We start from the raw sequence: 19,315 nt of genomic DNA, 5'->3' as shown, positions 1-19,315 counted from the left end.
ATGTTAAAAATGTATATTTAATTCTTCACGGATTGCTTTTTCTAAGTATTCCTCAAAACTCTCTGCTATAATTTCTTTCCCACCGAAATTAAAGTCAAATGTAATAATTTCTGTATTCGGGGAATTAAAGCCTACTGGATTTCCTGCACCGTCTATACCAATAGCAGTAAAATTCTCATACCCTTGAGGGAGTGCTTTTCTAAAATGTAGAGATTTCTCTACAAATGATGGTGTCGCAACAAACTCTGCCTCTTTCAATCCCAAAATAATAGCCTCACCAACTGCTCCAGAACCATATCTCAAAAGAAATTCTTTAAAGCCCTCTGGCAATTTTACTTTTAGTTCATCTTCTGCTTGGTTTACTTCCTCAATATTAAGAGGTCCTCCAAAGGCTTCTGGGCACATTTCAAACTCTTCATCGATAGCATTTAATATTTCTATCTTCATTCAATAATCCCCCTTTTAATCATTTCATTGGCATATCTTGCCTTCCAATATTCTTTACGCCACTTATTAAATTCTATCCTAGCTTCCCCACTCCCAACTCCACCTGAATTTCCAAATGGATGTTGTTTTTTATTGCCCAAATCATGGTATCTACTAGGCATCTCAATTATTGGTCCCTCAACTTTTTGTTCATGATGATGGAGTAAAATTGTATCATTTGCTCCATCCTTTGGTGAGTACCCTTTTTTAAATGAGTATATCAATTGTTTATCAAACATATACGATAATGAACGCTGTGCTTTTACTTCAAATCCTCTAAAATGTGCTTTGAATTTATGAGTTTGCTCATAGCCTTCTAGCGCTTGGTAAATATCTTTAGGTGATACTTTATAAATATCTTTTGTTGAATTTAATTTATCCGTACCCTTACCAACCTTCCCCTCCTCCGCACTAAACGCAGAAAGCCGGTCCAGCAATCCTTTGCTGTTAACCGTATTATATGGCACCTGCCCATCTACCGCAAATTGGTATGCCCACGGTGTTCTTCGGGGAATCTGCACAAACTTCCTGGCCTTGGAAGCGCCTTTGATTACGCCTACTCTGGCAGTAGCCATCCCTGTTTTGGCGGCAGCTCCCATTCCTTTTGTGCCGATTGCATTGGAGGCAACGGACCCGATGGCGTAGGTTACCCAGTGCGCCCTGGAATACCAGTCTCCATGCACCATGTTTTTTTCATAGGAGTCGACAATGGATTTTTTCATGATCTGATAGGTCTGTTTGTAATGAATGACAGATTCATAGACTGCCATCTCCGCTGCTTCCGGGTCCATCACAAAATTAAAGATATCTTTCGCGAAGTCCTTTCCCGCATCAAGTAAACCTATAGTAGCTCCTTTTTTAAGCTCTTCTTCCATATACCTCATGTACAGGCTCCGCTGATCTTGATGGAGGTTTGTAAAGCCAATTTTATCAGCGACTTTCAAATATTCCTGCGGATTTGAAACCTGCCGAGCAAGGTCTGCATTCAATTCACTGCGCTTTCGCTCTTCCGCTTCTTTCTTCTTCACCTTTAGATAGGCTTCGTCTTCTTTTCTCTGCTCCTGCAGGTCTTTGTATACCTCACTACTTTTGTAGGCATTGGCATTAAAGTACAGCGGAGATACCTTTCCGCCTCTTGTGCTGGAATCACTGAGCTGCTTTATGAGAGCCGTGATGGAAACCTGGTCATCCTCTGATTCTGCGTATTCCGTCAGCCATTTGCTGTCGAGTTTGTTTACCTTGGCAATGGTCTTAATCCGCTTTCTTTCTGCTTCCTGAATTTCGTCCTGAAAGTCTTCATCAGAGAAGGGTTTTAGGTCAATAATGTCATGGATCCGGTCCAATATCGTTTTGAGATCCCTTTTTTGGGCGGTAACTAAATCTTTGGATTTCTGGTCGGCAATGGCCACCTCATCTTCCAAAAAGGGAACATGGATAACGGTGTCTTCTCCAAGCTTAGCTTCCTTTGCATCCCCGCTTATCCCTTTAAAAAAGGCGATATGCCGATTAACTAGGCCGATCCACGCATCCACTGCATCAATCTGCGCCTTGTAAAACCCCTTGATTGCTTCGGCACCTTTTCCCTGTAATTCATCATCCAGTTTCACAATGATGTCAAATTCCTTCCTGATTGCCGCCAATTGCTTATGCACATCTTCATATTGTTTTGCGCGATCATCCATTGCAGCAAAAAGTGCCTTCGCATCATATCTTTTAGTAGACATTTTAATTGGAATTCCTTTCTCACAGAGTCTGGACAGCCATCCTCGATACTGTAAATTATTGGATATTCACATCTTAAAGGAATACTATTGCCGCAACAAGTAATCCACAATTTATTCTATAAATAATTCTATTGAACTATCTATTATTCACCATATATGCAATTAGTCTTATACAAGCGACGTAATCGTTGTTGATTTCTCCTGAGCTTTAGCTTTATATAAAAAAAGAACCAGATCAAATCCGGTCCTACATTACCCTGCATATTCAGTTTGCTCCGATTCTCCTTCCCGAAACTTAATTTCTCCATAATGAGCAATAAAAAGAGTGGTTAATTCCGGGTCCCATTGTGTGCCTTTGCCGCCTGCAAGGATGCTCAAGGCTTTTTCTTCGGGCATTCCTTTGCGATACGGCCTGTCAGAGGTCATGGCATCGAAGGCATCTGCTATAGCAATGATCCTGCCCATTAACGGGATGCCGACGCCTGTTAAGCCATCCGGATATCCTCTTCCGTCGTATCGTTCATGATGCGATCTGACACCGGGAAGCAAGGGCGCCATGGATTCGGCGGGCTTTATTTCTTTTAAAATTTTCTCTCCTAATACTGGATGCTGTTTAATTTGCTCAAATTCTCCGTCTGTGAGCTTACCGTCCTTAAGAAGAACATCATCACGGACGCCGATTTTTCCAATATCATGCAGCAGTGCGGTTTTATGCAAAATATCGAGCTCAGCTTCCGGCAGTCTTGCAAGCCTGCCGATCCTCAGGGAATAATTTGCCACCCGCTCGGAATGCCCCGCCGTATAAGGATCTCTGGCATCAAGAGCCGCAGCAAGGGTCGAGAAGTAACTCTGGATGAGCAGGTTATTCATGGTTTCCCGCTCCCTCAGCCCGCTCACCATATGATTGAAGCCGGCCACAAGCATGGAAAACTCGTCTGAATAAATATCAGCTGTTCTCACGTCAAAGTCGCCGCTCCGTACAGAGTCCAACCCTTTATAAAGGCTCGTAATCGGATGCTGCACCTCTTTTGACAATACCCAGGCTCCAAGTGAAGAAAAGATAATCCCTGCAAGAAGAATGATACCCGTCCATTTCCAGTAATCATGAGAATTATGAAGCACATTCTGGCGGATATACTCACCGAGACTGAAGAGGAACAGCGGAAATGTTCCAATTAAAAAGGTACTGAATTGAAATTTTCGCTGAATAGATACCAGCACCTCTCCGTTCAGAGACAAATCAATATTGTATAAATCCATGGAAAGCTGTCTGATGTGCATGGCAACAGGACGGATGGACTGTGATGTTAAAAAGAATTCGATAAAAGCATGCATACAAGCTACAAGCGGCAATCCAAAAGCAGCCAGCAAAATATAATAATGGGGCAAATCCAAAAGTCCGCTACGGATGCCCCCCCAAAGCATAAGCATGGCTGGAATGGACAGACCCAGAAAATGCGGTCCAATAATCCGCTTAATTGCCAATATTGGAAAGCGGTGTGTCTGAAAATATACAGACTGCAGCATACTGAAGTCCGGACTGCTCTCCAAAAACATGCTCCGTATAGGGCGGATATGCCTGGAAAATACAATAAACTCAGCAAACAGCATAACAACAAGCGATATGAATAAAATGGACAGAAGGCTTACTATTTCCTCAGCCGATACCTTTAAAGCAAAGAAAATAAATATTCCTCCTACCCCGAATACAGCTGCCAGCGAACCGATTACATAGTTCCTAATCAGCTTTTTGATAAACGTCCTATATGTAATATGCAAAAATTTCACCTGCGCAATTAAGTTATTTCCTATCTTTTTCCTTATATCGGTTTTTCTGGATGTTTTTGAAATGAATCACCAAAAAAGCTGTCTCAAAGGCATGGTGCTTAGCGTCCTTTGAAACAGCTACTCTTTCATTTATTATGAATTCTGCGACGATAGGATTCCTTGTAAGCAGCATGGCGAAAATGCAGGATTTTGTCCTCAGACAATTGAATTCCGTCTGTTATCACTGTGGGATCAAATAGCAAATCTTCGCCTTGATCTTCAAGTCTTTCCGTTATTTCAAGATGGCCTACAGTCATTTTTTGTCTGTCTTCAGGCCAGAGTACGGTTGGATCATCCGTAGGGTCTTCTTCCGCTCCCAGCTGGATATCAAGGTCAAACCCTACAGGCGCCTGTTTTAGGCGTTCATCCATTTCTTGATCAAGATAGTCCTCTGGACGATTTGCCGCTTCTTTTAGCTTCAGCATGCCGAGCCCTGCATCTGGCTTCCATTGGTATTTAACCGCCTGCCTTCTTCCTTCTTTATCCACAAAATAAAAAGCATGAATCGAATAGTATTGTGCAGAGCCATAGCTTGCTGGAGGGTGCATTTCCTTCAAAATCCGAACTGCAGCATCACCTTCCGGGTATTTGACAAGCACCTTCATCAGGCTTTTAAGATTTGGCAAGCCTGTTTTCGCTGATTTTATCAATTTAAACATTTCAGAGAATGCCTCGGGAGATTTCGCAAAGAAAACAGGGATGGTAACAGCTATTAAATTAGTGATTTCTCCGTTCCCTAATTGAAATTGTACCGACATCCCTTTAACAGGAGTTAGGGCATCTGAGTGGCCGGGATTGGGCGAGCTGTTGGAAAACCGGACAATAACAGGCACAGGTTCTGTCTGCAGGTGAGGAGCAGTGGTGAGAGGAGCTGCCTTTCCATTCGGAGTGAATATCCCCTTATAGCAGCGCCCTCTGGCATGCGCACGCCGATACCCGGGAAACGTGCCTGAAATATGTTCAATATCATCTACAGCTTGTACCGCTAAATCGGAGTGATCGTTCGGTTTCATATGAATCTCCTGTCTATTGATTATTTTTCAAGCCAAAGTATATATTCTTACGTGTACCCCATCACATTGAATTGTATTCAAGTGTCCTTTTAAAAACATCCTCATTAAAAGCAGAATACTGTCAGTAATTTTCTCTAAAGTTTACGAATATCCTATGTTATACTTGTCATGGCCAAGCAATGGCGAGCACAGTTTTACCATGACTGCAAATGGATATTTAATGAACAAAAAGAATTTTATACAGTTTTATTTTCACATAAAAATGATTCTTGCTTCTCACAGTCCGCAATCTGCATCAAGGCTTTGAAGCATTGGTAGAGGAAGGATAAAAATGCGGAAAAAACGTACTTTTAAAAAATTAATGGCGGTGATGATTATTTTCATCATTCTTATAGAGCTTGCGGGGAATTTTCTTGTTGTAGATGAAAAACCTGTTAAATCAGATGTTGTAATTGTATTAAGCGGCGATACTAACCGCCTGGAAAAAGGAATTGAGTTGTATAAAAAAGGGTATGCCTCTCATCTGATGTTCTCTAATGGCCGTGAAAATAACCTTTATCAGGGATCCCGTGCATCCGGCATCCCTGCCCGCTCCATCATTTTAGAAAATCATGCGACAAGCACGTCGGAAAATGCCTTATTCACAGAAAAACTTATGAAGCAGCACGGATTGAAATCTGCGATTGTGGTTTCCTCCAATTATCATATGAGACGGGTTAAATATAATTATGATAAGGCATTTAAGAAAACAGGCATCACTCTGACCTATTGCTCAAGCGGCGGCAGCCATTATCATCCCGCAACCTGGTGGCTGACAAGCCTGAACAGGAAAATCACCTATACCGAATACATTAAGCTGGTTGGCAACTATTTTGGTTTGAATGGAACAAACTCAAAAAAGACACTGAAAAAGTTCTTCAGCATCATACCAGGTAAAAATTCATAAAACAGTGTGGAAAACCAGCATTCTAGATAGAATGCTGGTTTTTGTGGCGACCGGTCCCTGCTTCATAAAAAGGCTAATTCATTTATTTTACTGGAATCCAAATTTCAGAATAGTAATCCGGGCTTGACGGATCTCCGCCGGAATAGACTTCCATCTCCGGGGTGCCTCCATGCTGATAATGCCCTGATGGAAACCACTCTGACATGATTTGCTTCCACGCCTTTTGAATGGCATCCGGCATTGCGCCATGAACTTCAAATACACTCCACTTTGAGGAAGGCATCGTAAAGGCTGATAATCCTTCTGGTACTTCACCGCCGTATTCCGCTGCAATCCAATAATCCATCTTCTGATCTGTACTTTTATCCACACATATTCCGTACATTCTTCCATTGTCCAAGCTAAGCAGAACGTCATTTGTTCCATCAGAATGGATATCGTTCCAAAAAAGCGGGATTCCCTTTAAATTTTCACCTCCTGCTAACGAAAACTCCCGTTTGACACCAACAACTTGAAAACTTTCCCGCTCAACAATTTTGTACTTCATCGGTTCTCTCCCTTTCAAGGTTACCTGGATAATCAGGCGATTATAAGCATTCAGCTTTCCATGATTTTTCCTGACTTCACTGGGTTTTACGCCGTGCTGCCTTCGGAAAGCCCTGGAAAAAGCCTCCGGAGTGTCATAGCCGTACTTATAGGCCAGGTCGATAATTTTGCATTGAGATCTTGCTAACTCTTGGGCTGCCAGTGTCAAACGCCTGCGCCGGAGATACTCACCGACGGATACATCAGTCAGCAGCGCAAAGGTGCGCTGAAAATGAAAAACAGAAGAATTCGCCTCTTTCGCGATCTGTTTCATATCCATATCGTCCAGTAAATGATCCTCCATATAATCGATCGCTTTTTGCAAAGATTCAACCCAGCCCATATCACTCACTCCTTACTTCATATCCTACCAGCCTCAGTTCGGGAAATCCTGTCAATGTGTGCTTTGTTCTGACTGGTTTTTGAACTTGTTAAATTTCTGCATAAATAATTCAGTCAGCAGTCTTTTTTATGTAATTCAGCACGGAGTCTGTAAACTATTTTTCTGGCAGCTATTCTTCAGCCGCCGATAAACAACTGCTGCAGGGATTTGATGCGATACTTGTTTGCGAGGGCGGTTATTAGTCTGTATAAAATATAGCCGAGAATAGCGCCTGCCGTATTGCAGATCACATCGTCAATGTCGACAGTCCTGCCCATTTCACTTGAAACTAGCAATTCAAAAAACTGCAGAAACTCAATCCCTATCGACATAAGCACTCCCAGTAAAAGAATCGGTTTCAGTCTCCTGAATTCCGGCCATAACATCGGTGCTAAAATACCTAAAGGAACAAACATTAACACATTTCCTCCAACATTACGGAGTATTAACTTCATCATAAAAACAGAATCCCCGCCGTACGCAATGCCAATTTGACTAATGTCATGAAAAATGGAAATTAGGGGCACAAGGTTCACAGCATATTTCAGAGCTTTCAAATCCGGCTCAATCCATAGTGCTAGTGGAAACAATGTAACAGAAACCACCATGAGCAGATAAATAACGAACACAATTTGAAGACCCTCTTTGACCCATTTCACATTGTCCCGATGTATCAAGACATATAGACCGCGCGCCAAAACATACAGCACAACTCCCGCTGCTAAAGCTAAGCTTCCATTAAGTAAAACCAAAGTATCCATCCTCTCTTACCTTTTTTCTGCAGAAAGACGGGCCGCGACCAGGTCCTTCTTTCGGTATACACTGAGTACAATTCCAATCACAGCAGCATTTAGCAATGTAGGCGCCAACCCATAGCTTATGAACGGAAGAGACATCTCCGTCATAGGAAAAACACCCGCGGCCATTCCAATATGACAGGCAAACTGGACTGTAAAAAAGGCAGCTGCACCAGCAATAAGAAGTTTCCCGTACCCATCCTGCACCTTTGACATCATCATGGCCATTCTTACGGGAAACATGATGAGAATGAGCACAAGTACAGCAGCAAAAATCCAGCCATAGCAGTAAGTGAGGCTAACGAAAACAAAATTGGTGTAGGGCTCCGGCATAAAAAAATCCTGGGGACCTGTGTGGCCAAACCATCCTGCGTGGGTCAACAGCTTTTTAATATGTATACTTTCGGAAGAAGGATGCAAAATCGAGAGTATCCTTGTTTTTTGATAGTCCTTTACATTATGCCAGGAAACAGCGAAGACAATAGCCAGCAACATTGCTGCTGCTGACCATATGGCAAGTATGGTCTTTTTTTTAAACGTACTTTTCCAATGCATAATAAAAACCATCATGCTATAGATAAAGACTGCAGAAATATTGGGAACATAGCCATACAAAATCACAGGAACCAAAAACAAGGGAACAAAATTCCAAATTCTCATCCTGCCGTTACTCATAAAAGATGCCCACGCTATGTAAAAGAAGGGCATGGCCATAATGCTTTCTAAGGTAATGGTCCCAAATTTCAAATATGCTTTCCCATTAATCGTTGTATTATAAAAGAAATGAATACCGGCCAGAAAAATGACTCCGGCTGTATAAAACAGCCATCCGGCTCTCTTCCATTTTCTATAATCTATCTTCATCAGCACAAAAGCAGCCGCTGCACCGATCAATACTATAATTACTTTTGATAAGATAAACCGGGGAGTATTCAAAAAGCCCGGTATAAACATTGTCAAAAATCCAAGGCACATAACTGTAAAAAGCAAGCCTAACAAGTACCAGTCTGGCTTTGGACGGTGCACCCTGTTAAGCTGCTGGCCAATTTCCTGCGGGCTTCCCATCCTCTTGATTGCTTTTTCTTCAGCTTCAGTCTCCGTCATGCCTTTTTGAAGCAAACTTTTTTTCGCTTCCTCCAAATGATAGCCTAATTCCTCTGACACATATTGTTTCGCTTCTTTAGACCGGATGTGGGCAGTGACCTCGCTTATAAAGGTTTTTTTATCAGCCATTTATGCCTCACCTCTCAGCCAGTTTCTTGAAAACCGCTCATGTTTTCCTGCTTTTTCTGCTTTTTTCAGCACTTTTCTTCCTTTATCCGTCAGCTGGTACAGCTTTTCAGATTGATCCCAGGCTGACCGCAAAATCCCGGCCTGTTCAAGCTGATGCAATAGTGTATATAAAATCCCTTCATTATCTTCAAATTTTTTTATGCCGCGGCTCTGTAATTGCCCAGCCAAAACAAACCCGGTTTTTTCATGTACTGTCAGCTGCATGACTGCTAGTAATATATCTTCTTCCCGTTCATTGCCCCTGCTGATTTTCTTACGGATTTCCGCAGCATGGTCCCCGGTGAATTGGAGCTCCCTGAATGCAGTTTTTTTCATGGATTTCCGAAGCCCTTTTAAACGTTCATCCATCATGCTGATCCCCCATTCCTTCCTTAAGAAGCTTTTTAGCCTTCCTAAGCCGGGTTTTTACAGTATTCTCCTTCGTCTCTATCAAAACTGAAATCTCTTTAATTGGCAATTCCTCAAAATAATACAAATATACCACTTCACGATATTCAATCGGCAGGCCCATTACTTCGGAAACCAGTCGGCTATCTTCATCCTTCTGAATAACTGCTTTTTCTACTTCATCACTTTTAGTGAACATGTTCGACGGCTCTTCTTCAGAAACCAATACACGGTTGTTATACCAGCTTTTCAGGTAATCCTTGCAGGTATTAATCGCAATCCGCCAAAGCCATGTTCTAAGCTTCGATTTTCCGTTATATGTATGAAGGGATTTATAGCACTTGATAAAGATATCCTGTGTTAAATCCTCGGCAACTTCTTTACTGTTCACATACGAATAAGCGAGCTGCAATATGTCCTGTCCATATCTTTTCATGATTTCATCAATCAGTTCATCACTATCTGCATGTTCAAATACGTCAAGCATTAAATCCTCCACCTCTGCCCCTCCTCTCTATAACTTAGACGAGACAGCATATTGAAAAGTTTTCCTTATTTTCTATTTTACTGAAAAAAAGACGCAAAAAGGGCCAAGAATCCATTTTAAGGTGTCTTGGCCTTTTATTTTTGAACACTCCATGTATAATATTACCCATTCAGCCGTTCAAAAAAATCGTGTAATTTATCAAGTGATTTAAGGTGTTGATTGCAGATCATGCTGTCCGTGCAAATATAGTTTCCTCTTTTAATGAAGGTATCCCCGCCTGACCCTTTTGTTTCAGAAACGAATAAGCCAAGTTCCTGGAAACTGCTGCATATCGCACACATGCCTTTTTGATTAATGCTGCGGAAGGTCCCATGCAATCCAGCAAGCTTATCGCCCTGCTGTATTATGAGATATTTTCTGTTAGAGCCCGCATCATTCCACCCTAAATAAGATATATCACGAAAATCCCATTCTTCAATAGAAGGAACCCGGAGTTTCTTTACCTTCCGGAACAATTTCTTAATGCCTTCCTCTGAAATAGATTTAAAAGGAATAACATAAGGGTAAAGCCTCGCAGTATAAGCTTCTGCTTGTGCCTTATCCTCAACCTTATGAATGGCTTCAATCAGCTCTGTTTGTTCCTCGTTTAAATCACTGAACAAACCCGCAGCTTTCTCCTTTGCAAGATCTTTAACCGTGCGGCGGACATTCAGGTCGTTTGCTGTCGCATGGCCATTTATAATGATCTGTGTCTGATATTTAATAAAGTTAAACTGGTCACTCCTAATGAAAGGTTCCATACCAATCCCTCCCTGCTCTCCTCTTTACTATAAAATAAAAGCAAATGCCAGTAAATGGAGAAAATGAATGCGAATCAAACTATACCTAAAACTTTACTGCATTAAAAGCAGGAGTAGTCCAGCTGTCCTTCTTTTACATGAGGAAAACCATGATAATATTAATGATTACTATAGTAATCAGGAATCCCAATATAAATTTTTTAGCCGTAGCACTCATACTGCCTTTTTGTACTCCCCAATAAATTAAAATTGAGATGATCACTACTATTAATAAAACTGCAGTTTGCATTATTTCACCCCTGCCTGAAGTTATGTCCAAATAGTTTTGGATTATGTTAAATGGCCCCGGCATAAAACCGGGGCCATTCTATTTGATAGTCCAACTGATTGCCTTGTTATTTGGAATAAACGACTTTTTTTATCGTTTCAATGGAAAGGCAATATTCTTCAGATAACTGATTAATGCTGCTGCCGCTCTTAAAGGCGGTCTTTATTGAGGCATTTCTGTCATCGATCATCTTTCGGCTTCCAGAACGCGCACCCCACTTTTGGTATGCAGCTTCTGGCTTTGGAATATAAATGGTTTCTCCTTGAACATACTTTTGAATTTCAAGTATCAGCTTTTCAGGTAGTATAGCGGTTGCTTTCACATATTTCATTTCTGCCAGCCCCTTATTTTTAATCCAATGAAATAAGGTGCAAAGCCGAATAGATGAAAGGCAATATACGCTTACTTGGGCGATTTGTTTAAAATAGAAGTCCGCCCCATGCAAAGTATCGCCATTTCAAAATCAGGCTTTGCATGAGACGCTGCAGAGTTCGGCATGGAAATTGCCATTGCTGCCACCTCCTTATATGTCAGTTAAAAAGCGCAAGCACCCTAATGGGCGCCTGCGCAGGATTATAGATGCATTATTCTCCAAAATCTACGTTGTGGTAGACCTGCTGAACATCATCAAGATCCTCAAGCGCATCTATCATTTTCTCGAATTGTGCCTGTGCATCCGCAGGGAGTTCAAGATCATTTTGTGCCAGCATTGTCAGCTCAGCCACTGTAAACTCAGTGATCCCAGCGTTCTTGAACGCTTCCTGCACAGCATGGAATTGATCAGGCTCTGCATACACGATCACTGAATCCTCTTCTTCGATGATATCGCGGACATCCACATCTGCTTCCATCAGAAGTTCAAGTACGTCATCCGCGGTTTTGCCTTCAACGCCAAAGACCGCCGTTGCATCAAACATGTACGTAACCGAACCGCTCACACCCATGTTTCCGCCATTTTTCCCAAATGCCGCACGAACATCGGAAGCTGTGCGGTTTACGTTATTTGTCAATGCATCAACAATGACCATTGAACCATTCGGGCCAAATCCTTCATAGCGAAGCTCGTCATAGCTTTCCTCTGAGCCGCCCTTTGCCTTTTCAATTGCACGGTCAATGATGGTTTTCGGCACACTGTACGTTTTGGCGCGCTCCAGCACAACTTTCAGCGCAGTATTTGATTCCGGATCCGGCTCACCCTGCTTGGCTGCCACATAAATCTCGCGGCCAAACTTGGCATAAATACGGCTAGTATTCGCATCCTTTGAAGCTTTCTTCTCTTTAATATTATTCCATTTACGTCCCATTGGGTTCCACTCTCTTTCGGGTTCACAAAATGATTAAATAAACTAAGTCAATGCTGCATGCTTCTTTGGTATCACAGAAGTCCTCACGGGGCACTTCCCAGCTTTTTGCATTCTCCTATATTATACCTCATCTGTCCATGGTCTTTCGAGTTTTATACCTGAAAATGTTTTGAAGTATTTTTGGCGCTTTGAATGCACCAGAGCTGACCTTTAATTTTGGGATCTGGCTCGAATGACAAGCTATTTGGCTCTAATGGAGCTTAATCTCGCTCTAATCATGCATGATTTGGCTCGAATCGAGGCTCATTTGGACTTATTATCCATTTAATTTCCAATTTTATTGTTGAATGGCCCTGATATTTAATAATAGATGCCCATAAAGCCATGTGGATCGCTCATTTCTTTTTGATTAGGCTCAAAACACACGTCATTTTGCTAAAAAAAATCTTGATTGGGGAAATAAACTTCAGTTTCCCTCCATATAAAAAAACCAAGCAAAGAATTCTCGGCCTGGTTTTCAATCTTTTTTATAAACCTGTCATAATTTTGTGGCATTTTTTCAACATTATCATAGATATCTTGATGTATGATTTATAAGGGTGTATCCTTGAAAAAAAAAAATAGAGAAAGAAGTTTTTAAATTGAAGAGGCTTGTTCTTTTTTTTGCGGCTGTAATTATCGGCTGCTCGCTCGGACATCAAATAAACGGCGGCTACCGTGATCCCCGCAAATCCCGGATTAAATACATCCGCATGAAGTAGCTTTTATTCCGAAACTGTTTCCAGCTAATGTGAACGCTCACGTTGTCTTTTAATTGGATAAGTTTGATCATGCCCTTGCTTCGGAATGATTTAACTGTGGCTGCACGCCACCTGAATCGTTCCCTCAAGGTTTGCATGAACTCCTCCCCAAAAAAATGCCCCCATGCTTTATCTTCTTTGCGGTCTTACAGAAATAGCCCTCTCCTTTAAGCTCCTAGTTAGAACCAGGTTCCAGCTTCTCCCTTCAATAGGCCAGACGGTAGATTAAAAACTTTTCAAAAGGATTGCTTTCATATAATCCCGGCAGCAGAACTTGTTCCCTCAATTCAAAGGCAGTTTGATTTTCAAGGAAAAAAGTATAATCCTCTGACCCGTAATATAAAATCAATTCTATTTCCCTCTTGTTTTCTTCCACAGACCGCAGAATATTTTTGACCACATTCATGAAAATCTGGACCGAAAAAGGATTGAAAAAATAAAACACGTTATCCCGTGGATGGATTACATAATCTTGTGCAAGTGTGCACTGAAACTGGATTTTTTCCGGTGTATGCCTATTTTTCTTTTGATAGCTTTTCCTGTTTTCCAATGCTTCCCGGTAAAAATTTTCATCCATTTCAATGCCTGTAACATGAGCATTGAATAGATGGTGTATGTAAAAGTTCAAGCGCCCTTTTCCGCAGCCGAAATCTACAATCCTGTCACTGCTTTCCAGATCATGCTGAGTAAATAAATGCTCAAGCGCGCTGTACGGCGTTGGCTCGTAGCGGTGATAGTGCAGCGACTGATGAAACCCCTTCTGATCCCCGCCCGTTTTAATATTCAGCAATGCATCATAATACTTTTCGTTCATAGCTAAACTCCTGACTGATGGCTTTCTTTGTATTCCATTATACCTTATCCTTTCATTCTTTAAAGGAACACGCTATTTTTTCTCCATTGCCCAAACAGTGATTAACAAATGCCGCAAATACCATTTTCTGTTAATATGTAACCATACGAAGGGAGTGATACATGCAATGAAGCGAGTTTATTTCGAACCATCGGCAAAATACTATGACGAAAGCATTATTAAAATTGATGAGCAAATTTGTGCTTTGCTGAAAAGGCGCAGGGAACAATCAAACAGCAATCCCGGATTTCCGGGTTCAGGGCTCCTCAAAAATTGGGCAAGAGAATATGGACTATATGAAGATTTATTACGTGGCTTATTTTCCATGCTGAGAGATGAAGAAACCTTTCGGCCAATTGTTGAACCAAATCAGTACCGGAAACTCCTTCCAGTTCTAAAACTAGTGGAAAAAGAGAATAACGTATACTCCGTTACCTTTATAAAACAGTATGATAATGCAAGTGTCGTAAATCTGAATATTGATCGGGAAATTCCATCAGGCCCTGATGAACGTGAAAATCGGTTTCACGGTTTTTGGGAGCTTAAGATCAGCGGAGATTATTACTGCAGAATGACTGGCGGCGGCGGATCAGATGGACATATATCTTACCAATTCATCGTCTCTCCTCCATTGCCGGACAACCTTTCCGGACTGGAGTTAGTTTTCAGTGAAAACCCCAATCCTTTTTTTGACAAACGGTCAGGGCAGGAAATAGCCGTACTGCTGGACTAGGTATCACGAACCAAGAAGCCTGGTCTAATCAGTCTTTTCAAAAGACTCGATTATATTAGGAAGCGTTGATATAACCCAAAAAGCCGATTCATAGAAATCGGCTTCAGTTATTCACTCACCTTAATCTTCATCTCAACGATATATTCTTCACTTTGATTCGGTGAGTAATGGCTCGGTGAGAACACCTCATATATATCACTGATTACTGTGAAATGGTGTTCCTCAATATGAGAAATCAGCTTTTTCAGGCTTTTAAAATAGCTTTCCGGCGAGTAAATAAAGGCAATACATACATATTTCCCGCCTGGAATAGAGGATATTTCCACATTCTGAGGAAGAGATAATTCTTGTTTGGCTGTTAATACCGGCATAAACAACTTCATATATCTGATTTCTTCAGCCTGCACATATGGCTGGTAGGAGAAAATAGCACCCTCCCCATTGTTCAGAAATCCATCAATTGATTCTATTGTATGTTTAAGTTTGCTGTAAAAAGCATTCAGAAATTCCTTCTGCGAGATCCCGTCCGCCTCGACCTGGATAATACGCATTTCCTCTTCTTCAAGGACAAATACTTCACCCAATACCGGATAGTTCTTCTGCCGCTGCATTCTTTTTTTCACATTTGCGATGTTTTGTTCAATCTCCAATAAGTAATCTACCTTTTCCCGCACAATCTTCTCTTGTTCTGTAAGAAATGTAAATAATTCATCCGTTTTTAGTTCCTGGGCTTTTTTCATTTCCTCTAATGGTGTTCCAATATACTTGAGTGATTTAATCAGGTCAAGGCGATATAGCTGAGAATCCTTATAGTAGCGGTAGTTTGTGCCGGGATCCACATAGGAAGGTTTAAACAAATTGATCTTATCGTAATAACGGAGGGCTTTAATCGAAATATTTGCAAGCTTTGATACCTCGCCGATTGTATATAATGTTTCTCTCAATATGGCCGCCCCCCTAATTCCTCTTCATGGTTAATTTGTACTATAGGTATGCTCCTTCTTTTTCCAAACATACGTTAATCCAATTCCCGCTGTTAAGAAGGCCGTTGCAAAATAGAATGGATAATTTAAGTCAATATCGAATAAAATGCCGCCAATGGCTGGGCCAAAGACATTGCCGATGCTAGTGAACATCGAGTTCATGCCGCCGACAAATCCTTGTTCCATGCCGGCAATTTTGGATAGATACATTGTAAGTGCAGGTCGCATGATATCAAAGCCAATGAACACCGTTACTGTAACAAGCAATATGGACATGTATGAGTTTACGAATGTCAGCATGACAACAAGGGCAGTCGAAAAAATCATACTATAGCGGATAAGACGGATTTCTCCAAGCCATGCTGTTAAGCGGCCAAATAAAGACAATTGGACGATGGCTCCCGCAATGGCGCCGCCCGTAATAATTATGGCAATGTCCTTGGGTGTAAAACCGAATTTGTGATCAACAAATAATGAAAATAATGATTCAAATGAAGCTAAACCAAATGATGAAATAAAGATAATTAAAAAAGCGGTAAAATATAACGGAGAGAAAATTCGCTTCAGCTTTTTTTCTTGTACCGCTTTCTCTTCGTTTTCGGGACTTCTCTCTGGTTCCTTTAAGGCAATCATGGTTAACACTGCTGCAACCGCCCCCAGGCCTGCTGCAAAAAAGAATGGCAGGCGAGTGCTGATATCCCCTAAAAACCCGCCTATTCCGGGGCCGATAATAAAGCCTGTTGAAATGGCTGCAGACATATATCCCATTGCTTTTGGACGTGTTTTGAGTGTGGTAATGTCTGAAATAAATGCTGTTATCGCCGGCATGATAAAGGCTGCACCTGCTCCGCCAAGCATACGGGAAAGAAACAGCACTTGTGATGTTTTTCCGATTCCAAATAAAAACTCTGAAGCGCTGAAAATAAGCAGGCCGATAAGAATCATCTTTTTTCTCCCAAACCTGTCAGCCCAATGGCCTGAAATGGGAGACACAATTAACTGGGTCAATGCAAAAGCCGATACCATGTAACCGACTGCCGCTCCGGATAAATGCAGTTCATTCATAATCTTTGGCGTTACAGGTATAACAAGGCCAATGCCTAAAAATGCGATGAATAAATTTAATAATAAAATAAACATTGTTGAGTTCTGTTTTTCCATGATGCTTCCCCTTTATCTTACACTGATATCTCCCAATATAAAGTCTCCCCTTAGGGCAGAGTCAATACATTTGCAAAAGAATCTCAGCCAGCACTTTATGAGGGTATGTCAAAAAGCCGGTTTCCCTTGATAACAAATCGGCTTGTATTTTTTGGCTGACTATGAATTTTAGGCGGCGCTTAACCTGCCTGAGCACTACTTTACTCTCAGGAATACTTGGCATCTTGACCATGCACTAGGGATGGACCTCCAGCACAAGGAAGTTGATGAATACAGAAATAGCCACAATCGGCCGCAAATTATTAAGCACCTCTTCCGCCGCGGTTTCAGTATCCAGAAGGTTCCCTTCCAATTCTTTATGCCAGGAAAAAGTATGAAGAGCAGTACCTTCCGGAGGATTCACCTTCCTCTCGCGAACCATTTCAACAAGTTCTCCAATCCACTTCTCAGCATGGTTGCGCGAATGCCTTCCCTTCCAATGGGCAGGACCAGCTGCCGCTGCAGATTCATAATGGCAGCCAAATCCCGGCCAGCTCCCACTGCTTTGTGACAATGCGTGTCAATTCACTCATTCTATCAGGAGACATAAGGGACATGAACATGGCCTTCCGGTGCTTATGGTCCTGCCCATCAAGTGCCCATCAAGTCCCTGAACATCATTTTCCCCAAATAAGGTTTCCTTGGCGCGATTAGGTGCAGCCTCCTCTCTCTTAAATTTATCAGGATCATAAAAATTTCTGCCGCTTCCGCCCCGCCCATACAAATAGCTTTCTGCCCAAGCAGCCGGGTTTCAAAAATATCAGACTTCATGCTTTAGCGCTTGTTTAAAATATACGAATACCCTTCCTTTAATAAGCCCAGCGTATGATCTAAACCGCTGTCCCTTGGCAATTGGCCGTTATTCGGCATGCCTATCAGCTCCATTGTATACTTTTGATTCTTCTAGTTATTCCTATTTTCAATCCAAAAGGAAACACACAATGTACATTGAATTTTCAGGATAAACATAAATCATTTTTAGCAGAAAATTTAAGAACCAAAGCCCTGTACAGTTTATGCCGGCTGAATTTGTGGAAAAGTGGGATAGGCGAATTTTTGATACGCTATAGACATCGCTGGATGCATCTGCAGCTGCATAACCGGATACAAGTCTATGTATGTTAATTTTGGACAAGCGATGGGTGCGCTGCTGCGGCTACCGGACCGGCAAAAAAAGCCGAATTCTGCAGCACAGAGCCAAAGTGAATGAGAGCGCATTGAATGTTGACGTACCTGGTAATTATAGAAAGGCTCTTTTCTTAAAGATTGTTCAAGTCAGGCTGATTGGAGCATAAGGTGCGAGACTCCTGCTTAGATTAGCAGAACAGGTGAGACCCTGCGGAAAGCGAGCATCCTGGAGCGAAAATCAACCACTTTGTTTCAAAGCAACAAAGGTTACGAAAACAGCTTATAGAAAAGATTGTGTAATAAATTTTAAAATTGGCGGAGGGATTTTAGTATGCCGGAAAAAGCAGAATTGGTATTTGACGCAAAAGCCGTACTTGGTGAAGGGCCTAGCTGGGATTCGGAGAAACAACTTTTGTATTGGGTTAACATTGAAGAGAAAAAGGTATGTATTTTCGATCCAGCTGCAAATGAAAACCGCGAAATCCAGCTGGAAGAGCGTGTCAGCGCTATTGTTCCAAGAACCAGTGGCGGAGCAGTTATCACATTAGAAAACGGGTTTTATTTTTTAGATCTGGAAACAGAAAAAATTTCCCGGATCAGCGAACCTGAAATCCATTTGACAAATAACAGATTCAATGACGGAAAATGCGACAGCAAAGGCCGTTTTTGGGCTGGTACCATGGACATGTCTGACAATAAGGAACAAGGTGCCCTTTATTGCTTGGATACAGATTTCAGAACAATAAAAAAGTGGGATAAATTAAGCTTATCAAATGGATTGGCCTGGTCTCCCGACAACAAGTTTTTCTATCTGATTGATACGCCTACTAAGAAGGTGCTTCGCTTTGATTTTCATATTTTAACAGGAGGGATTGAAAATCCGGTTGAGATTATTGATTTTCCGGACGATCAAGGAATGCCTGATGGAATGACCATCGACAATGAAGGCATGCTTTGGATAGCACACTGGGGCGGTTCTAAAGTGTCGAGATGGGATCCGCAATCTGGAAAACAATTGTCCTCTATTGAGGTTCCAGCGTTGAATGTCACTTCATGTACCTTTGGCGGAAAAGATTTTACTGAATTATATATCACGACAGCAAGAAACGGAATGAACGATGAACAGCTTGCAAAGTATCCTTTGTCAGGAGGATTATTCAAAGTTAAAACTGGAGTTAAAGGTCTTCCAGCATACTCTTTTAATGACAAATAAAAATGCGGCGGATCTCCAATTACGGATTTGTAGTGACCCCTAAAAG

General features: G+C 41.6%; 19 protein-coding genes. 3 read left to right on the top strand and 16 right to left on the bottom strand.

Features of this window, described 5'->3' with window-relative positions; genetic code table 11:
• Nucleotides 1–3: 3 nt before the first annotated feature.
• From BIV59_RS02475 to BIV59_RS02460, 4 genes are all read right to left on the bottom strand, one after another.
• Nucleotides 4–447, bottom strand: coding sequence for an SMI1/KNR4 family protein (locus tag BIV59_RS02475; RefSeq protein ID WP_071349862.1), 444 nt, complete (start codon nt 445–447; stop codon nt 4–6).
• Nucleotides 444–2,210: a T7SS effector LXG polymorphic toxin gene (locus BIV59_RS02470; protein ID WP_071349861.1), complete on the bottom strand. Its 1,767-nt coding sequence runs from the start codon at nt 2,208–2,210 to the stop codon at nt 444–446. The genes BIV59_RS02475 and BIV59_RS02470 overlap by 4 nt, the downstream gene beginning before the upstream one ends.
• A 252-nt stretch (nt 2,211–2,462) precedes the next feature.
• Nucleotides 2,463–3,989: an HD-GYP domain-containing protein gene (locus tag BIV59_RS02465; RefSeq protein ID WP_083392009.1), complete on the bottom strand. Its 1,527-nt coding sequence runs from the start codon at nt 3,987–3,989 to the stop codon at nt 2,463–2,465.
• Nucleotides 3,990–4,123: 134 nt separating this feature from the next.
• Nucleotides 4,124–5,050 carry a catalase family peroxidase gene (locus tag BIV59_RS02460; RefSeq protein ID WP_071349860.1) on the bottom strand — a complete coding sequence of 309 codons (927 nt, stop codon included), beginning with the start codon at nt 5,048–5,050 and terminating at the stop codon, nt 4,124–4,126.
• A 331-nt stretch (nt 5,051–5,381) separates the two neighbouring features.
• Here BIV59_RS02460 and BIV59_RS02455 point away from each other — a divergent pair, with 331 nt between their 5' ends.
• Nucleotides 5,382–5,996: a YdcF family protein gene (locus tag BIV59_RS02455; protein ID WP_139194290.1), complete on the top strand. Its 615-nt coding sequence runs from the start codon at nt 5,382–5,384 to the stop codon at nt 5,994–5,996.
• Between the two features lie 82 nt (nt 5,997–6,078).
• Here the strand turns inward: BIV59_RS02455 and BIV59_RS02450 are convergent, their stop codons facing one another.
• The 9 genes from BIV59_RS02450 to BIV59_RS02410 all read right to left on the bottom strand — a co-directional run bounded on the left by BIV59_RS02450 (nt 6,079) and on the right by BIV59_RS02410 (nt 13,973).
• Nucleotides 6,079–6,924, bottom strand: coding sequence for an AraC family transcriptional regulator (locus BIV59_RS02450; RefSeq protein WP_071349858.1), 846 nt, complete (start codon nt 6,922–6,924; stop codon nt 6,079–6,081).
• Between the two features lie 176 nt (nt 6,925–7,100).
• Nucleotides 7,101–7,715, bottom strand: coding sequence for a VanZ family protein (locus BIV59_RS02445; protein ID WP_071349857.1), 615 nt, complete (start codon nt 7,713–7,715; stop codon nt 7,101–7,103).
• A 15-nt stretch (nt 7,716–7,730) separates the two neighbouring features.
• Nucleotides 7,731–8,993: an FtsW/RodA/SpoVE family cell cycle protein gene (locus tag BIV59_RS02440; protein WP_071349856.1), complete on the bottom strand. Its 1,263-nt coding sequence runs from the start codon at nt 8,991–8,993 to the stop codon at nt 7,731–7,733.
• Nucleotides 8,994–9,401, bottom strand: coding sequence for a PadR family transcriptional regulator (locus BIV59_RS02435; protein ID WP_071349893.1), 408 nt, complete (start codon nt 9,399–9,401; stop codon nt 8,994–8,996). It abuts the gene before it with no gap.
• Complete coding sequence (locus BIV59_RS02430; RefSeq protein WP_481747411.1) at nt 9,394–9,927, bottom strand: sigma-70 family RNA polymerase sigma factor; 534 nt, start codon at nt 9,925–9,927, stop codon at nt 9,394–9,396. The genes BIV59_RS02435 and BIV59_RS02430 overlap by 8 nt, the downstream gene beginning before the upstream one ends.
• A 161-nt stretch (nt 9,928–10,088) precedes the next feature.
• Nucleotides 10,089–10,727, bottom strand: coding sequence for a FusB/FusC family EF-G-binding protein (locus BIV59_RS02425; RefSeq protein ID WP_071349854.1), 639 nt, complete (start codon nt 10,725–10,727; stop codon nt 10,089–10,091).
• Between the two features lie 395 nt (nt 10,728–11,122).
• Nucleotides 11,123–11,386, bottom strand: a complete 264-nt coding sequence (locus BIV59_RS02420) for a CD3324 family protein (protein ID WP_071349853.1) — start codon at nt 11,384–11,386, stop codon at nt 11,123–11,125.
• A 253-nt stretch (nt 11,387–11,639) separates the two neighbouring features.
• Complete coding sequence (locus tag BIV59_RS02415) at nt 11,640–12,359, bottom strand: YebC/PmpR family DNA-binding transcriptional regulator (RefSeq protein ID WP_071349852.1); 720 nt, start codon at nt 12,357–12,359, stop codon at nt 11,640–11,642.
• 1,005 nt (nt 12,360–13,364) lie between these two features.
• Nucleotides 13,365–13,973 (bottom strand): methyltransferase, encoded by a 609-nt coding sequence (locus BIV59_RS02410; protein ID WP_071349851.1) that lies wholly within the window; start codon nt 13,971–13,973, stop codon nt 13,365–13,367.
• A gap of 166 nt (nt 13,974–14,139) precedes the next feature.
• Between BIV59_RS02410 and BIV59_RS02405 the strand changes: the two genes are divergently transcribed.
• Nucleotides 14,140–14,745, top strand: a complete 606-nt coding sequence (locus BIV59_RS02405; protein WP_071349850.1) for a hypothetical protein — start codon at nt 14,140–14,142, stop codon at nt 14,743–14,745.
• A 107-nt stretch (nt 14,746–14,852) separates the two neighbouring features.
• On the opposite strand, the gene BIV59_RS02400 is transcribed toward BIV59_RS02405, so the two are convergent.
• From BIV59_RS02400 to BIV59_RS02390, 3 genes are all read right to left on the bottom strand, one after another.
• Complete coding sequence (locus BIV59_RS02400) at nt 14,853–15,689, bottom strand: MerR family transcriptional regulator (RefSeq protein ID WP_071349849.1); 837 nt, start codon at nt 15,687–15,689, stop codon at nt 14,853–14,855.
• A 30-nt stretch (nt 15,690–15,719) separates the two neighbouring features.
• The gene (locus tag BIV59_RS02395; protein ID WP_071349848.1) at nt 15,720–16,889 is read right to left on the bottom strand and encodes an MFS transporter; all 1,170 of its coding nucleotides are present in this window, start codon (nt 16,887–16,889) and stop codon (nt 15,720–15,722) included.
• Nucleotides 16,890–17,124: 235 nt separating this feature from the next.
• Complete coding sequence (locus BIV59_RS02390; protein WP_071349847.1) at nt 17,125–17,442, bottom strand: cytochrome P450 family protein; 318 nt, start codon at nt 17,440–17,442, stop codon at nt 17,125–17,127.
• Between the two features lie 945 nt (nt 17,443–18,387).
• Here BIV59_RS02390 and BIV59_RS02380 point away from each other — a divergent pair.
• Nucleotides 18,388–19,269 carry an SMP-30/gluconolactonase/LRE family protein gene (locus BIV59_RS02380; RefSeq protein ID WP_071349845.1) on the top strand — a complete coding sequence of 294 codons (882 nt, stop codon included), beginning with the start codon at nt 18,388–18,390 and terminating at the stop codon, nt 19,267–19,269.
• Nucleotides 19,270–19,315 lie beyond the last annotated feature (46 nt).

Origin of the sequence: Bacillus sp. MUM 13 (genome assembly GCF_001866725.1) — a bacterium.
Classification (GTDB): Bacteria; Bacillota; Bacilli; order Bacillales; family DSM-1321; genus Peribacillus.
The sequence above is the reverse complement of the archived record's forward strand: the minus strand, read 5'-3'. Positions and strand labels throughout refer to the sequence as shown.

Coding starts and splice junctions, on each gene's coding strand:
- BIV59_RS02475 (WP_071349862.1), bottom strand. CDS start 447: ATGAAGATAGAAATATTAAATGCTATCGATGAAGAGTTTGAAATGTGC.
- BIV59_RS02470 (WP_071349861.1), bottom strand. CDS start 2,210: ATGTCTACTAAAAGATATGATGCGAAGGCACTTTTTGCTGCAATGGAT.
- BIV59_RS02460 (WP_071349860.1), bottom strand. CDS start 5,050: ATGAAACCGAACGATCACTCCGATTTAGCGGTACAAGCTGTAGATGAT.
- BIV59_RS02455 (WP_139194290.1), top strand. CDS start 5,382: ATGCGGAAAAAACGTACTTTTAAAAAATTAATGGCGGTGATGATTATT.
- BIV59_RS02450 (WP_071349858.1), bottom strand. CDS start 6,924: ATGGGCTGGGTTGAATCTTTGCAAAAAGCGATCGATTATATGGAGGAT.
- BIV59_RS02440 (WP_071349856.1), bottom strand. CDS start 8,993: ATGGCTGATAAAAAAACCTTTATAAGCGAGGTCACTGCCCACATCCGG.
- BIV59_RS02435 (WP_071349893.1), bottom strand. CDS start 9,401: ATGGATGAACGTTTAAAAGGGCTTCGGAAATCCATGAAAAAAACTGCA.
- BIV59_RS02430 (WP_481747411.1), bottom strand. CDS start 9,927: ATGCTTGACGTATTTGAACATGCAGATAGTGATGAACTGATTGATGAA.
- BIV59_RS02425 (WP_071349854.1), bottom strand. CDS start 10,727: ATGGAACCTTTCATTAGGAGTGACCAGTTTAACTTTATTAAATATCAG.
- BIV59_RS02420 (WP_071349853.1), bottom strand. CDS start 11,386: ATGAAATATGTGAAAGCAACCGCTATACTACCTGAAAAGCTGATACTT.
- BIV59_RS02415 (WP_071349852.1), bottom strand. CDS start 12,359: ATGGGACGTAAATGGAATAATATTAAAGAGAAGAAAGCTTCAAAGGAT.
- BIV59_RS02410 (WP_071349851.1), bottom strand. CDS start 13,973: ATGAACGAAAAGTATTATGATGCATTGCTGAATATTAAAACGGGCGGG.
- BIV59_RS02405 (WP_071349850.1), top strand. CDS start 14,140: ATGAAGCGAGTTTATTTCGAACCATCGGCAAAATACTATGACGAAAGC.
- BIV59_RS02395 (WP_071349848.1), bottom strand. CDS start 16,889: ATGGAAAAACAGAACTCAACAATGTTTATTTTATTATTAAATTTATTC.
- BIV59_RS02380 (WP_071349845.1), top strand. CDS start 18,388: ATGCCGGAAAAAGCAGAATTGGTATTTGACGCAAAAGCCGTACTTGGT.